2 protein-coding genes (1 of these 2 cut by a window edge) are annotated in these 17923 nt (G+C 46.6%); both read right to left on the reverse strand.

Annotated elements, in window-relative coordinates; genetic code table 11:
* A complete protein-coding gene (locus M1D69_RS11660; protein ID WP_458106009.1) occupies positions 1 to 13734 on the reverse strand; it encodes an SDR family NAD(P)-dependent oxidoreductase in 13734 nt (4577 codons plus the stop codon).
* A protein-coding gene (locus M1D69_RS11665; RefSeq protein ID WP_458106008.1) for an amino acid adenylation domain-containing protein crosses the window boundary here: on the reverse strand, positions 13718 to 17923 show its final stretch. Its footprint extends 10950 nt past the window's final position; only the last 4206 of its 15156 coding nucleotides appear in the window; the start codon falls outside the window, past its right edge — the gene reads right to left on this strand; the stop codon is at positions 13718 to 13720. Before M1D69_RS11665 ends, M1D69_RS11660 begins: the two co-directional genes overlap by 17 nt.

Genomic DNA, 17923 nt, shown 5'->3' on the forward strand with positions numbered 1-17923 from the left:
TTATTTGAAAGTTTTCCAAAACATTTCTTTAGGAGCACCTTTGTCTGAAAACCCTTGTCCCCGCTCAGTTTGAGCTGATAGGGCTCGATTCTCTGGTATAACGGGCCGCCGATGCAGTGCCGGCAGCGGCAAAGGCTTTCTTCTGATTGGACGATCAGCCGAGTCATCCCAAGCTTCTATAATCAAGTGGGCATTCGTTCCTCCATCGGCAAAACAATTGATCGCTGCAGCCGGCGTTTTCTCTTTCCACTCGGCTTGTGTTTTACAAAAATACAAATCCGTTTCCTCAATATTAAAATGCGTCATTTTCTCATCACCTGACAGGAACGGAACCAATTGTCTATGTTTCAGCATCAAAGCGACCTTAATCAGGCTTGCTATCCCTTCCGCGCATAAAGGGTGGCCGATGTTAGGTTTAACCGACCCCAGCCCTAATGGAGCATTGCAGCGGGAACGGTAAATCGCTTGAATCGCCTTAAGCTCAAGCAAGTCCGTCACAACTGAACCTGATCCATTTGCTTCGAGATAACTGATTTCTTCAGGCTTTTTGCCGCTTTTCTCAAGCGCCGACAGCATCACGTCCTTTTGCGCCTCAAGATTCGGTGCGGATGGGCCTGCCGTTCTTCCGTCATTGTTTACAGCTGCGGCTTTAATGACAGCATAAATGGAATCTCCGTCTTCAAGTGCTTGGCTGACCGTTTTGACTAAAACCATTCCCACGCCTTCTCCTAAAACGACGCCTTCTGCTCGCTTGTCAAATACATGGAAAGACGGCTTGTCACTTAAAAGTCCGCGCTCCTGAAACATTCGATGTGCATCTGTATCGAGCAAACTGACACCGCCGACAACCGCTGCCTCGATATCTCCGCTTCGCAAAGCCTGAATGGCCATATTCAAGCCGACCAATGCAGAGGAACAAGCTGTATCCAGTACAATACTCGGTCCTCGCAAATCAAAAAATTGTGAAACATTAGCGGCTAAATAGTTTTGTCCTCCAGCCACAATCGGATTTCTCGCTTTTGAAAGACTGGATTGATCAGGCTTGTGCTGGCTGCGACCTCCTATATAGACACCAGCCCGCATGCCTTTCATTTCCTTTTCGGTGTACCCGGCGTGATACATCAGCTTCAGACTTTCTTCCAATACTGCCAAAGCCTGTGGGTCCATTGCTCTGACATCATCATCGGACATCAGGAAGAAATCAGGATCAAATCGGTTCAGGTCCTCGATTACCCCGGCATAATACGAGCTGGAATTGCCAAAGCGTTCATGCGGCATAGGTTTGATCTCTGATCGACCGTCACGTATTACATCCCAGTATGCCTCCAGCGTTTCCGCTCCGGGAAATCGGCATGTCAGGCCAACGATCGCGATGTCTTCTGCATGAAGCACCGGTTTTATATCGCTTGCCTTTTGCATTTGCTGTTTCGCCGCGGAAGCCTGATCGGGCGGCAATGATGCCGCATCAGGCACGTGTCCTTTTGAGGCAGCTGAATGTACAGCATCTGGTAAGGCAGATTTATATTCAGAAATCAGCCACTTTGCAAAAGATTCTATTGTGGGGTATTCAAATAAAATAGATGGATCGATATCTCCTTTTAACTTTTGATTAATCTGCTGTAATAGCTGCGCCAAAATAATCGAATCTACTCCGTATTCTTGAAAAGGCTCATCAGTTTCAAGGTCTTCGGCGCCTATCTTCAGCTCGTCAGAAAAAATAGTCACAAGCCATTCTACTGTTCCATGGAACAAGCTTTGAGCGCTGTCTGATTCTCTTGTCTCAGCACGTTGGAAAGCCTTATCCGTCAGTGAGTGCTGCATGAGCTTACCCGGCTGCCATACATCTGTATGGTGAATCGCGGGCAGGACAACAGCTTGTTGTTTTTCAGAAAGAATCTGATCCAGAAGCTGCAATCCCTCCTCGTTATTCAAGCCTAACAGTCCGGTCTGTTCTAAAGCTTTGCTTCGAACCTCGCCTAAGCCGGTCTCCTTCCAATTTGGCCACTGAATGCTGACGATCGGATATTTATCTTTATGTGATTCTGCAAAATAATCCATAAATGCATTCGCCATTGCATAATCAGCTTGTCCGGCCGCAAGCACAGGGACGGTCGCTGATACAGATGAAAATAACACAAAGAATTGCAGCGGCTCATCTTTGAGCAGGTCAAATAAGGTTTGAAGCCCTCCGACTTTCGGCTCCAGCACGGCTTGAATTTCTTCTGCTGATTTTCTTATAAATGCCGGATTATGTTTATTCACTGCCCCGGCACAATGAATCACTCCGCCAATCGCTCCCATCATATGCTGAATCGTCTCGATGCTTTGTTTGACAGCAAGCGGATCGGATAGCTGAAGAGACAGTACTTGTACTTGAGCGCCCATTTCTTCCAACTCTTGGATGGATTTCAATTTCTGAGCAAGCGGCGTGTTTTTCGTTTTAAGAAACTCCCACTGTTCACGCGGGGGCATGACTTCACGGCCGGTGAGAACCAATCGTTTCACCCCGTATGTTTGCACAAAATGACGCGCACACACCAATCCAAGCCCTCTTGTCCCCCCTGTAATCAGCAGCGCCTGGTCTGACGGAAATGATAATTCTTTTTGATTAACAGCATCTGCTGTTCGCTCGTCCAAATATGCGCGATAACGCCGTCCGTCTCGATAACAGACTTCGGTGTCTGTACTGTCAGCATAAAATTCATCTGCAATCAGTCTGGCCAGCTCCTTTTCGGCTGTTACATGGTCTGTGTCCATATGTCTTGATGTAAGGTGACTGTATTCACTTTGGAGCATTCGGTATAGACCAGCCCGGGAAGCACCGGACAGATTAACATCTTTATTTTCATAAGACTCGAGCCCCTTCGTCACACACAAGACAGTCAATTCTTGCTTGTGTTTACGGCCATTCTCAATCAGTTTCTGCAGCCAACTGATCCAGTTTAGCGATTGCTCATGGCTCATTCCGCATCCGATCAAATCCACTGCTCCGCCGACATTTTCCCAGTCGGCGTCTGACAGATGCTCAAGCTCTTGGCTGTCAATGATGCGATAGCTCGAGAAATACAGGGAAAGCTCTTCAGCCAATGACCTTGTTTCTGCGTTTGCCAATATGGCAACCGTTTGGCTCATACGTTCTGCTGATGTAATCGGGCAATCCTGCCACTGTTTTTGTAACAAGCTCTGTTTCGTAGGCCGTACAGCAGATGGCAATGCCGAACGGCTGTCTTTTTCTGCAGCATCTTCAATTGGGAGCCAATAGTATTCTTCTGCAAACGGATAAGCAGGCAGACTGATTCGGCGAGGCATGTGTTCGCCATAAAGCTCGTTCCAGTTTATTCGCAATCCTTTTACCCATAATTCCGCTAGCTTCTCCAGCCTTTTTTTCTCAATCCACGTTTCCAGCAGGGCTTTGGCGTCATTATCTGTTTCAAACACTTTCATTTCACTTTTCTTCGTTTTGACATGCGCGTCATAGATTTCTGTATTCGGAATATCTGCAATATAGTCTTCAAGCGTTTTGATAAGCATTTCTCTCGAATCAGCCAAAAATGCCATTCGGTAGTCCATTGGTTCCCGGCCAGTCTGAAGGGTATATGCCATATCATCCAGATTGATATCTTTATTAGAATCTGCGAAGTCTCTCATCGATTGGGCATAAGCCTTCAGTTGCTGCCTCTTTTTCGCTGAGAGCACAAATAACTTTGAATGATGGCGATCTGGCAATGGATGATTGTTTCTATCAGACTGATATTCTTCAATCACGAGGTGGGCGTTCGTTCCGCTATATCCAAAAGAACTCACACAGGCCCGCCGCGGTTTTCTATCAGCCGTTTCCCAATGCTTAAGCTCAGTGTTTACATACAAAGGCGATTCTTCAAATTGAAAATGCTCATTAGGTTCAGAGAAGTTCAATGTAGGCACCAGCGTTTTATGTTTCATGCACATCAGCACTTTTTGAACACCGGCAACACCCGCTGCCGCTGATGTATGGCCAATGTTGCTTTTCACTGAACCGATCGCACAAAATTGCTTTTTGTCTGTTTTCTCTTTAAAGACGGTTGACAGCGCCTCTAATTCTATTGGATCTCCTTGTTTTGTTCCGGTGCCGTGCATTTCAACATAGCTAATGCTTTCAGGATGGATGCCATATGTCTCATATATATCCCGTTCCAGATCCATTTGGCTTTTCACGCTCGGTGCCGTAATTCCGTTTGTTTTTCCGTCCTGATTAATGCCCGAACCGATAATTACACCATAGATGTGATCACGATCCGCTTCTGCATCTTTCAGCCGTTTCAAAACGAGCGCTCCTGCCCCTTCTCCGGGAACAAAACCATTTGCGCCATTATCAAATGCTTTGCATTGTCCATCAGGAGACAGCATGCCGGCTTCACACATACTGATGTAAGATTCCGGTGTCAGGTATAAGGTGACTCCTCCCACCAGCGCCATATCAATTTCTTTGTTTACTAATGCTTGACGCGCTAAATGTGTACCGACTAGTGAGGATGAGCATGCCGTATCGATCGGAATCGCCGGTCCTTTTAAATTGAGATAATACGGAATACGCGCTGCAGCGATCGCAAAGCTGTTTCCGGTGGCGCTTGCTCTTGCCTGATTCCGATTCAGCAGCACTCCGTATTCATGGCTCATAATGCCAAGATAAACACCGCACTTTTTATTGCTTAACGTTTGCGCATTATATCCGGCATCCTCGAATGCTTTATAGCCTTCCTGCAAAAAGATTCGATGCTGCGGGTCTATCAGTTCAGCTTCTGACGGCGGAATATTAAAAAACAGCGGATCAAAATGTTCAATATCATCCAGCATCCCCAGTGATTTGCAGTAGACTTTCCCCTTTTGATTCAGTGCCGGGTCATAGTATTTGTCTACATCCCACCGTGATTTCGGAATGTCACGGATCGCATTTCTCGCATTGACCAGATGATCCCAATATTCTCTTACATCCTTGGCACCGGGGTATCTGCCTGCCATCCCGACTATGGCTATCGCATCGTCTCGGTAACCTTGATGAGATCGGTCTGGTTTCTGTTCAGGCGCTTTCATCGCTGGCAGCCGAACGGGCTGAATCGAACACTCCGCGGGTTTCGCTTTAGCTGGTGCTTCAGGCTGTTTATTCTCTAGGGAAAGCTCATCCGCTATTTCTTTACTTCTATTACTATGATTGACAACCTCGGCTTTTAACATATTTGCAAACTGACGAATTGTTGGATAATCATAAACTTTGGTAACTGAAAATGATGTGCCATATTGCTTATTGATTGTTTTTATCCATTCTAGTCCTGTAATGGAGTCCATTCCGATATCGATAAAGGTGTCATCGATATCGACCTCTTGGGAATCCATACATAATACTTCAGCAATGCTTTCCTTTAATTCATCATTCAGTGTTTCAATTGTTCCAGCATATTGACTGGAAGCAGAAATTTCCGCAGCAGCATATTGAATGTCTTCAACTGGTTTCTGTTGCTCTGGCTCATGATGGCCTAAAGGCTGCAACGAAATATTATCCGGTTTAGTTGAGATGGATTCCCGTTGGTTCGGTGTATACGTCTCCTCTGATTTTTGCGGATGGTTTTCTGCATTTTCTCCATCAGCTTGTGTGCTTAATTCACCTTTTAAGAAAGCGGCAAAATCACGGATTGTCGGATAATCATAAACCTTGGTCACAAGAAGCGATGTACCAAATTTCTTATTGATTGATTTTATCCATTCGAGACCGGTAATGGAGTCCATGCCGATATCTATGAATGCCTCGTCCGGGTCGATTTCATTTTGATCCATATATAACACGTCTGCTAAGCTTGCCGTCAGTTCATCACATAAGACTTCAGCAGTTATGGTTTGCTGCTTTCTAATCGGCTGCAGCGGTACAGATGTACTTTGCGGTGTTTCCTGACTGCTTGCCATCAACGGCTGCAACGAAATATTGGCAGGCTTACCGCTGACTTTTTCCGGAATAAATGGCTCTTGGATGACTGGCTGTGATGTAACAGCCGGCTTCACCGGTCTTTTTTCAACTGTCTTCACCACAGTTTCTTCTATCCAATAACGGTCTCTTGCAAAAGGATAGGCAGGCAAGCTGATACGGCGCGGCTTACCATTTTGATAAAGCATGTTCCAATCGATATTTAATCCTTTGACCCAGAGGTCTAAAAACTTTGCGAATTTTCCTTTGCGAACCCATGCTTCAATTGTCTTCGCCATATCTTCATCAGCGGCAAAAACTGCCATGGTTTCTTTATTTCGCTTCACTTGTCCCCGATATAAGTGTTCAATGTGTTCTTTTCCAGAGATAAAATCATTCAGCTTTTCTTTAAGCTCCTGCATATTTTCAGCCACAAACGCCAACCGCTCATTCATTGCTTCCCGTCCAACCTGAAGCGTATATGCGATACGAGGCAGATCGGCTTCAGCATAACGCCCCTCACGGAAAGCATCCAGCAATCGTTCCGCCCGTTTTTGAAGTCTCTCTTCATTTTTTGCTGAGAGCACAATAACAGCCGCCTGTCCCGCTGAAGAATGCTCTGGCTCAGATTTCGAAGCATATTCTTCTATTAGAATATGGGCGTTACCCCCTCCGGCGCCAAATGATGAGAGGCCTGCGATTCGCGGATATTCAATTTCTTTTCCATTTACTTCAATGATCGGCTTCTTCCATTCTTCAAGCTCTTGCTGGACTTTGAATGGAGAATTGAAGAAGTCAATATTCGGATTCAGCACTTTTGAATGAAGGGAAGGCGCCAGCTGTCTGTATTTCATTTGAAGCAATACCTTTGTTAATCCCGCAATGCCCGCCGCGCTCTCACAGTGCCCGATATTTGATTTGGCTGAGCCTATGGCACAAAATTGTTTGTCTTTCGTATGTTCTGAGAACACTTTAGCCAGCCCTGTTATTTCAATAGGATCTCCGAGTGAAGTGCCTGTGCCATGCGCTTCGATATAACTGATAGCCCGCGGGTCAATTTTCGCCTCCGTAACCGCCTTTTTAATGACCTCTGCCTGGGCATTCGGGTTAGGGACTGAGTATCCGTTTGTTTTTCCTCCGTGGTTAATGGCTGTGCCCTTAATGACTCCATAAATGTGATCGCCATCTTCAATCGCTTTGGACAATGGCTTAAGGAGTACAGCTCCAACGCCTTCTCCCGGCACATAGCCGTCTCCTCCCTGTCCAAAGCTTTCACACCTGCCTTTGCTTGACATAAATTTGTTCTGTCCAAGCATCAAATATTTATTGGGGTGGATTGAAACATTGACTCCCCCTGCGAAAGCTGCCTCACATTCACCGCGCTGCAAGCTTTGGCAAGCCAAATGTATAGCGGTCAATGAAGAAGAGCACATCGTATCCAGAGCCATACTCGGTCCATGGAAATCGAAATAATAGGATACCCGGTTTGCTACAGAGGATGGATTTCCCGGTAAAGCCAGAGACCGGCCCCGCGCTTGTTCTTGCGCTCCGTACAGCTGATATTCATCGTACATGACACCGACATAAACGCCTACGTTTCCGCCAAGTTCAGCATCCTGTTTACGTCCGAGGTGCTCTCTTGTATATCCGGCATCCTCCATCGTTTCGTAAACACATTGCAAAAATAAACGCTCCTGCGGATCCATTAATTTCGCTTCACGAGGAGAGATATGGAAAAATTGCGGATCAAACTTATCTACATCCTTAATAAAGCCTCCCCACTTGCTGTTCGTTTTTCCCGGTTTGTCCTTATCTTTATCGTAATAAAGACTGTGGTCCCAGCGGTCTTCAGGAATCTCGGTAATACAGTCGTGGCCGTCCCTCAAGTTTTTCCACAGTTCATGGATGTTGTCTGCTTGCGGATAGCGTCCGGAGATTCCGATAATCGCAATCTCTTCCGTTTCTTTTTCAGCAGGCTGCTTTTGCCCGTTTCTTTGCATGGGGACGAATCCGGGCTTTCTGCGGCGAACCGGAATTTCTTTTTTCTCTTCGGTCTCAGAATCTGGCTTTCTATTTTCATCTATTGAAGAAGATGTTTCTGATTCAATCCCCAAGATGTGTAACAGCTTTTCTCTATGTGATTCAGTAAAATACTGTGATAATGACCGAATATTGAGGTATTCAAAGAACAAGGTTTTTGACAATGAACCGAATACTTTTTCTAATTGTCCGGTAACATGCATGATCATAATTGAATCGATTCCGTAATCCTCCATTGGAGCTTCGGCGTCAATCTGGCTGACAGGCAGCTTTGTAACTGAGGAAAGCACACTCTTGAAATAATCCTCTGCTTTTTCTTTCAGCATCTCTTCGTCGGCCCCCATCACGGAACTCGCATTTTCAGTATGCTGAATTTCACTTTTGTGTTTTCCATTTGGAGATGGCCCATTTCCTGTTTGATCCAAAAAGGAATGGATTTTGCTTGCTACGCCTGCAGCCACCATCAGCTTCGATTTTCCTGAGGCCCATCCATGGTATAATGCCTGAATTCCGTCATCTGCTTCCATGGCGACCATACCCGTATCTCTCGTCAGCATCCTTTCGGTTTCAGCATCAACATGCATGCCTCCGTCTTTCCACAGCGGCCAGCTCATGGAAAGGGTTTTCCCGTAGCGCTTATGCTCTGCTGCTTGGACATTCCGGTACTCGCTGAATGTATTCATAAAAGCATTTGCCATTGCGTAATCCGCCTGTCCTGCACTTCCCACTGTCCCGGCATTTGAAGAAAAAAGGATAAAAAAGTCGAGCGGAATATCTTTCGTTGCTTCGTCAAGATGAATCAGGCCGGTGACCTTTGGAGCGAGCACATCTTGAATCTCGTCTTTCTTTTTCTTAATAATGAAATTATCTTTTATAATGCCTGCGCTATGAATGATGCCATTTAAGCCGCCATAGTCCTCTTGAATCTCTTTCGTTAAAGTCATAACAGCTTCTTTTTCAGTCATATCGGTTTGTCTATAAACAACACGCGCGCCCATTTTCTGTAACCTCTGAAGCTGTGACTGCTTTCTTTCATTGAGCGGAGACCTGCCTGTGAGAATCATGACAGCCTCACGCGTTTTGTTTGCAATTTCATTTGCAAATAGGAAACCAAGCCCCCCTGCACCGCCTGTAATCAGATAAACCCCTTTATCCTTCCATGGCATGTCGGTGCCGGGTTGATCAGCTGCCGCCTCTTTCCATTTGCTTACATACCGTTTTCCTTGCCAATATCGGATATGGTTATCATGAGGATATTGCCTGCATTCTGCTAATTTTTCAGCCAGATCGGTTGCAGATATCCCTGAATCAAATTCAATCAGCTGGCCATTGAATGCTGGGTTTTCCAGCTGGGCCGTTTTGAGAAGTCCCGCTAAGCCGTTTAGCAGCTGCGGTTCATCCAATGCAGGAACAGCGACTTGAACGAGCACATTCCCGCCAGGCTTTGAGTTTAGCAGCTGTTGAATGTCTTCGAATAACTGTAAAGCATACGCTTTAAACCGCTCATGAACTGCCTGCCCGCTTTTATCCAATACCGTACAGTCAAACTTGTCCCGGATTCTTTCGATTTGCCTTTCTGTAATATCACAAACAATAACTTTATGCCTCTGATATTCCATTAACTCATTTTTCTCGGAAACAGCTGCTTCTTCCCATATATGCTCGAATAAAAGTATGCCAGTTGCTAAATCTGTCTCGTTTTCTAGAGTTCTGGCAGAATAACCTTTCATTCGCACGCATACCTGGCCCGCTTCATTACACAAATCGATGTCAAGCTTCTGAATACGATCCGCAGCGGTACTGTCCTCGCTGTATTTCACGCGGGCCCACATCGAAGTCTCACAATCTTTGAACATTTGGACATCCTGCAATGCGAAAGGCAGCATTGCTTGGCTTTCTGTCAAACTGGCATCCCCTGTTCCAAGCCTCAGACCGATAGAAGCTTGAAATGCCGCATCAATCATGCTCGGATGCAAAACATAATGATCTTGGGTATGTGAAACGACAGACGGCAACGTCAATTTAGCTAGAGCTTCGTTTGCCCCGACATATATAGTATCAATCGCTCTGTGGCCGTCACCGTACTCAATTCCCATTTCCGCATAAGCGTCATAGCATACAGCAGGCGGCAGAATGCGTCTACTGCAGCTCGCTTTCACCTCTTCAATATTCAGTTTAGGAGCTTCTTCAGTCTGGCAAAGCACAACGCTTCCTTGGCCGTATATCACCGGTTCCTCCCCCGCACTGTCACTCTCCCTGCAGATTTCGAACAAAATATCACCATTGTCTTCCGGATAAAGGTGAACGTATATGTCTGATTGCAGATCTGTGACAGCAACAGGGCGAATCCAAACGATGTCCTGAAGACGAATATCTGCATGCATCTGGTTCGCAGCCGCCTTTTCTGCAGCTGCCCGAACCATTTCTAACAAGGCTGCACCGGGTAAAATGCGCTGACCTTTAATGACATGATCCTTCAAGAAAAATTCACGCCCTGTGAACTCTGAACGAAAACGCACGCCCGACATGTCAGACACATTTTCGTGCAGGAGAGGATGAATGGCATGGCCTAGGGTCAAATTCTGTTTTGGCAAGTCAATCTCTGTCTCTTTCTCCGGCACCCAATACCGCACTTTTGCGAAAGGGTATGTCGGCAAGCTGATCCTCTTAGGTTTGTTTTCCCCGTATAAGAGCTTCCAATCAACCGCAGATCCGCCGGCCCATTTTTCAGCGATCAGGTTTAGATTTTCTTGTTCCAGCCATTTATGTACTGTTTCCGCGGAAAGTGAAATATCACCGGTTTCTTTTGTCATTCGGCCCTTCCAGCAATGCTCAATGGTTTCCTGTCCTTTTAGATATGCTTCTAATTGACCTCTCAATTCTTGAATCCCGCCTGCCAAAAAAGCAACCCGCTCTTCCATCGGCTCACGGCCAATCTGCAATGTATAAGCCACATCTCTGATTTCAATACCCTCATGAAGAAAATCGAGGAGACGTTCCGCATACACATGAAGGCGTTCTTGATTCCGGGCCGAAAGCGGAAGAATCACCGGTGTGGTGTCAGGTACAGACACAGTCTGCTCCGCCGCTTCAGGAATGTATTCTTCTAAAATTATATGTGCATTAGACCCCGTTGCACCGAACGAACTGATGCTTGCCCGGCGCGGATAGATGATTCCCTCACCATTCTCATTGATAACAGGCTGCTTCCAAGTTTCGGTTTTATGCTGCACATAAAATGGCGACTTTTCAAAGTCAACGTACGGGTTCAGCTCTTCTGAATGCAAAGAAGGCACGAGGGTTTGATGGTGAAGCTGAAGGGCGACTTTGCTTAAACCGCTGATACCTGCGGCGGATTCCGCATGCCCGATATTTGACTTGACAGAACCGATTGAACAGAACTGACGATCCTCTGTATATTGGCGGAACGCTTTTACCAGCCCCTGCAATTCGATCGGATCTCCTAAAGACGTACCGGTTCCGTGCGCTTCCACATAACTGACAGTCCGCGGGTCAATCCCTGTTTTCTCCAAGCATGTCTCAATCAGATCAGCTTGTGAAACAGGACTCGGCACAGAAATCCCGCTTACAGTTCCTACATGGTTGACTGCACTTCCTTTAATTACTGCATAAATCCGATCTCCATCTTTCTCGGCCTGGCGTAAAGGCTTTAATAAGACCGCACCAATTCCTTCTGCCGGCACATAGCCGTCCCCATCCTTGCCAAACGTGCGGCAGTGCCCGTCAGTGGAAAACATATCCCAAACACCGTACGTCATATACTTATTCGGGTGCAGAGAAAGGTTAACACCGCCGGCGAATGCGACCTCGCACTCTCCGTGGCGAAGGCTTTCCAACGCCAGATGTACAGCAGTTAAAGATGAGGAACACACCGTATCAACCGCCATACTCGGACCGTGGAAATTGCAAAAATAGGACACTCTGTTGGCAATTTGCGCGTAGTTGAGAGAGAGAGGGAACACATTTTCCTTCGATGCCGCTTCAGCACCGACTAATGTATAGTCCTTGTGCATGACGCCGGCAAAAACGCCTACATGCTGTCTTTTGTTCCGTCCTCTAGGTGTGGCCAACGTCTTCGGCGTGTAGCCAGCATCCTCAATCGTTTCCCAGCATGTTTCTAAAAACAGCCGCTCCTGAGGATCCATTGTCTCCGCTTCTCTAGGCGTGATTCTGAAAAATTGGGGATCAAAGCAATCAGGATCATCAATAAATCCGCCCCACTTAGAAATGCTTTTGCCTGAAGGGGAGGTGATTCCATCAAAGCGCCGCCAATCCCAGCGCGACTCGGGAATCTCGCTAATGCAATCCATTCCCTCTTTCAGATTGTTCCAAAAGTCATGAATATTGTTTGCCTTCGGGTACCGGCCCGCCATGCCGATAATCGCAATGTCTCCCTCCGCTGCCTTCAGAGATGCAGTTCGAGCATAATCCTCTTGTACACGTCTCTTCCGGCTTTCAGCAGTACCGCGATCGATTGCGCGAAAAGCGGCACGCTTTCGTTCATTTTGATCAATACAATGAGAGGAGGAAAAATGCTCACCGTACTCCTGGGCAAGAAACGCTGACAGCTCCGCAATCGTGGTATGTTCAAACAGGAGCGTCGGTGAAAGGCTCTCACCAATTTTGCCACTGATGGTTTCTACCACTTCAAGCAACCCGGAAGAATTCAGGCCCATTTGATAATAGCCGACCTGCTTTTCAATCTGTTCGATCGGCTTATTGATTTTGTCTGCGATTAATTGGCTGACGAATTGTTCAGCTGCCTCGTATGTCCCCGTACTCTCGGCTGACGATGACACCTCTTTGATTCCTTCTGCAGCCTGCGAAAGTTCGGCTGGATCTTTTCTCGCCTCCTGGCTTTGAGGAAAATCCTTGCGGCCTCCATGAATCAGCTCTGCTTCACGCACTAATTTACTTGTGAAGTTTTTCAATTCAGCCACCTTTTCTCTCGAAGCATTAAAAAATTCAAGCGTTACATAAATAAGCTCTTTTTCCTGACGGACAGATGAACGCTTAATTCTTGTCATGCAATGCGTCTGCAAAAGGGCTGAAGCAGAAAAAGATTCATAGAACAGAGGCAAAAACAGCCTCTGTTCCCCTTTAAGCAAGGATGTAAGCAAATTGTTGGCTCCCACTCCGCTCCCATCAATGAGAGCCGGATGAAACATAAAGCCTTCTGCATGAAGCATGGCTTCGGAGCCAAGAGAAAGATCAAGGAGCACACCGTCTTCCTCTTCATAAATATGTCCATTCGCTTTCATATATCCGCTATGCACAAGTTCCTGGCGTCTGCACTGTTCATACACATCATCGAGCTGTACAATCGTGTCCGGAGTTGCTTTGAGGTGATTGAGCTCCAGTGTTTCTTCAAACAGTGCCGGCACGTCGGTGTGCATATCAGCCTTCATATAGAGCTTTTCATCTGACGTTTCTTTATCACGGCGTTTTTCGAAGCCTTTAACTGATATTTGCCAATGCCCTTCATTTTTCTCCGTGCAATCGATATTGAGCATAATTACCGAATCCTGTCTAGCAGTCAACGGCTGGTAAATGGATAAGTTCCGCAGCTGAAGCTCTGAGAAGGAATAGCCGTGTTCTCTGAATATCTGGTAAATCATATCAATATAAGCCAAACCTGGAAGAACATGTTGTCCGTAAACCACATGGTGATAAATAAACGGATTTTTTAACGATAGAGTGAGTTGCTTCGTTATATTTTTCACGTTAGACCTCCACTTCATAAGTATCCCATATGTTTGCTGTGTCCATTTTTAAGGTCTCCTCTTCCGGCTTTGACGCGCCAGCCGAAAACACCTGTTTCTTTAATTCAGGAGGCGATATTGGACTACGCTTAATCACACGCTTTTTATCTTCATCCCACGCCTCTAAAATGACATGGGCGTTTGTCCCCCCATCGGCAAAGCAGTTAATGGCCGCAGCAGGCAGCGGTTCTGTCCATTTTTCCAACGATCGGCTGAACGTGAGATTCGCTTTCTGCTTATCGAAATGTGACATCTCTTGATCACCTGATAAAAATGGAACAACACTGCGCTCTTTCAACATCAGAACAACCTTGATAAAACTTGCGATTCCTTCAGCACAAAGCGGATGTCCGATATTCGGCTTGATTGATCCGAGCGAAAGGGGATTCGCGTTCCCTGAACGGTACACGGATTGAATCGCTTTAAGCTCAAGCAGATCGGTTACCATTGAACCTGATCCGTTTGCTTCAAGATAGCTGATGTCCTCTGGCTGTTTTCCGCTTTTGGCAAGCGCAGCCTTCATGACTTCCTTTTGCGCCTCCAAATTAGGTGTTGCCGGCCCTGCGGTTCTTCCGTCATTATTGACCGAGGCCGCTTTGACCACAGCATAAATGGTATCTCCGTCTTGTATGGCCTGTTTTACCGTTTTTAACAGAACCATTCCGACACCCTCACCTAAAACAACGCCATCAGCACGCTCATCAAACACATGGAAGGATGAACGCTTACTTAAAATGCCGCGCTGCTCAAACAGCCGGTGAGAGGCGTCTGAACCAAGCAAGCTGACACCGCCCACTACAGCAGCTTTCATATCCCCGCTGTGTAAGGCCTGAATAGCCATGTTCATGCCGACTAAAGCTGATGAACATGCTGTATCTAACACAACACTCGGGCCGCGAACATCAAAAAACTGTGAAATATTTGCCGCTACATAATTCTGGCCGACTGTCACGATAGGATTCTTCGCATGAAGAAGACTCTCTTCATCAGGCTTGTGCTGGCTTCTGCCTCCAAGATAGACACCGATGGATTCACCCTTTATTTCATCTGGTGTATATCCGGCGTGATACCAAAGTTTCAAACATTCTTCCAATACCAATAATGCTTGCGGGTCCATCGCCTTTACATCCTCTTCATGGAGCAGGAAGAAATCAGGATCGAAATGGCTGATGTGATCAATGACTCCGGCATAATACGGTGACTGATAACCCCAGCGCTCTTCTGGAACCGGTCCGATTGACGAGCGTCCCTCAGATAATAACGACCAATATGATTCCAGTGTATCCGCCCCCGGAAAGCGGCAAGATAATCCGACAACGGCGATATCATCCTCTGCATAAGAACTCGGTGACGAGGACACCGGCACCTGTCTTCGGCTGACAGAAGCTGGATCCTCCGCAGGGTGAGGTGTGACTGTCTCAGTTCTATTTGCCGAAGATGCTTCCGCATTTTCCGCTATCTTGTCTCCAAACAGAGCAGTCAAGGATTCGGCATAAGATCCTACAAGCCAATCAGCAAAGCGCTGAATTGTTGGATATTCATAAAGAATAGATGGATCGAGCGCTGCGTCTAACTTTCGATTAATACGCTGGAGCAGCTGTGCCAAGATAATAGAATCTACACCATAATCCTGAAATAGATCATCAATTTCCAGGTGTTCGCGTTCGATTCTCAGCTCTTCAGAAAACAAAGCAACAAGCCATGTCCGCGTTTCATCTAATAGCAGCTCATGTTTAGCAGGCTCTGCGTTTTTCCCGATTTTTTCAGGTTGTGATACAAGCAAAGCTTCTTCTTTCAATCCAGGTTCTTGCCGGATCTGCCGCTCCATCAGCCGGTCTGGCTTCCAATTTTCCTGATTCGTTATAGCAGGCAGGACAACCGGCTGCAAGGTCCCAGATAAGATTTGATCCAGAAAACGCAAGCCCTCTGAATTCGTAATGCTCAGCAAGCCGCTTTCTCGATATGCTTGATTTGTCACTTCTCCCATACCGGTTTCTTTCCAATTCGGCCACTGAATGCTGAAGATTGGCGTACTTTCCTTATGTGCTTCTGCAAAATAATCCATATAGCTGTTAGCCATGGCATAATCAGCTTGTCCAGCCGAAAGTGCCGGAATAATGGCCGAAACAGAAGAAAATAATACAAAAAACTGTAGTGGCTCATGACTTACATAGCGATATAGGGTTGTAAGCCCCGACACCTTTGGCTCCAGTACCTGCCGCATATCATCAGCTGTTTTGCGGATAAACGCCAAGGTATCCATGTCCGTTATTCCTGCACAATGAATGACTCCGCCAATTGGCCCCATTGTTTGATTAATTTCATGTAAGGCTTGCTGTACTTGTGTCTCATCAGACAAAGAGAGTGACAGCAGTTGAACTTGTATGCCTTGTGCCTCCAGCTCCCGCACCGCTTGAATTTTCTGCGCCGCAGAGGTATTTAATGTCTCAGCATGAGCCCATTCCTCTCGCGGAGGAAGCTGCTCACGTCCTGTCAAAACCAGCTTTTTGACTCCATAGTGTTCCGCAAAATGCCGGGCGCTTAATAGTCCGATTCCTCTTGTCCCGCCTGTAATGAGAAGCACATGTTCTTCCGGGAAGGTCTGTCGCTCTTCGATTCCTCTCCAGGTTACCGGATGCGCTTTTAAGTAAGCCTGGTACCGCAAGTCCTCTCTGTAGCAAACCTCCGTCTCCTCAGTATCGGAATAAAACTCCTCAGCGATCTGCTTCGCGAGAATCTGAGGATGAACAGAGTCTTCCGCATCCATATGCCTTGATCTCAAATGGCTGTATTCGCTTTGAAGCATACGATACAAACCAGCACGGGAGGCTCCTGTCATCTGCACGGAAGGGTTTTGGAATGATTCCAGCCCTTTCGTCACACAAAGCAGCATGATTCCCTCTTTATGTCCGTCTTCAACCAGCCTTTGAATCCAGCTAATCCAATGTAGCTGTTCTTCCTCGTGTCCGCCGAAACCGATTAAATCCACAAGGCCGTCAAACTGTTTCCAATCATTACTTAACTGTTCATTGTCAATCCGGCTCACATTTAATATGAGATGTTTCGGGAAATGCTTTGATACTTCAGCTGCCAAGTCTGCCGTCTCTTCATTGCTGAGAATCGCAACAGCCCTTGTCCCCGGCGTTTTTGTGGCAATCGGACTTGCGCTCCATTGTTTTGTCAAAACACATGAGGTGCGCTTTTCACTTTGATCAACGAACTCTATGTTGTCCGGTTCTGAAAGACGTTCCTCTGTCGGAAGCCAATAGTAATCCTTCGCAAACGGGTATGAAGGAAGACTCATCAGACGCGGTTTGGCCGCCTCGTCATACAGTTGAGCCCAATTGACCGCGACACCTTTGACCCATAAATCCGCGAGCTTGGCGTATTTCCTTTTTCTGATCCAAGCCTCAATAGCCATTGCCAAGTCCTCATCGGCAGAAAAAATGGCCAACGCTTCTTTGTTTCGATTCGCCTGTCCGCGGAAGAGCCCTTCAGCCCCTTCCTTGCTGTCAACATACGCTTGCAGTTTTTCTTCAAGCTCCTGCATTGTGCCCGCAATACAAGCCATACGTTCATCCATTTCTTCCCGCCCGACTTGAAGCGTGTAGGCGATGCGGTGCAGATCTTGATCTGTATACTTTTTGTCACGAATGGCACCCAGCAATTGTGCAGCCCGATCCATTAGCCTTTGTTTATTTTTAGCCGACAGCACAATAATGTTCGGATGTTCAGTAAGCGCATGTCGGGAACCTGCTTTTGGAATGTATTCTTCAATCACAATATGGGCGTTTACTCCGCCAATCCCAAAAGAACTTATTCCTGCCCGGCGCGGGATTTCGTTTCCGTTCCGGTCTTTGACAGCTTTCCATTCCTCTTTTTCTTGAACTATGTAAAATGGACTGTCAGTAAGCTGCAGGTAAGGATTGAGCGTATCGCAATGCAGACTTTTGGCCAAGGTTTTATGCTTCATCTGCAGCAGTACCTTAATCAGGCCTGAAATACCCGCTGCCAGCTCCAAATGACCGATATTGCTTTTAACTGAGCCGATCCCGCATCGATGATCCGGAACTTCCGGCTGTATGTGCTCATCCATATTAGACAGTTCTTTAAACGCGGCTTTCAGCCCGTTTATTTCTATCGGATCTCCCAATTCAGTCCCCGTTCC

It is taken from the genome of Bacillus sp. PK3-037, from assembly GCF_054161355.1.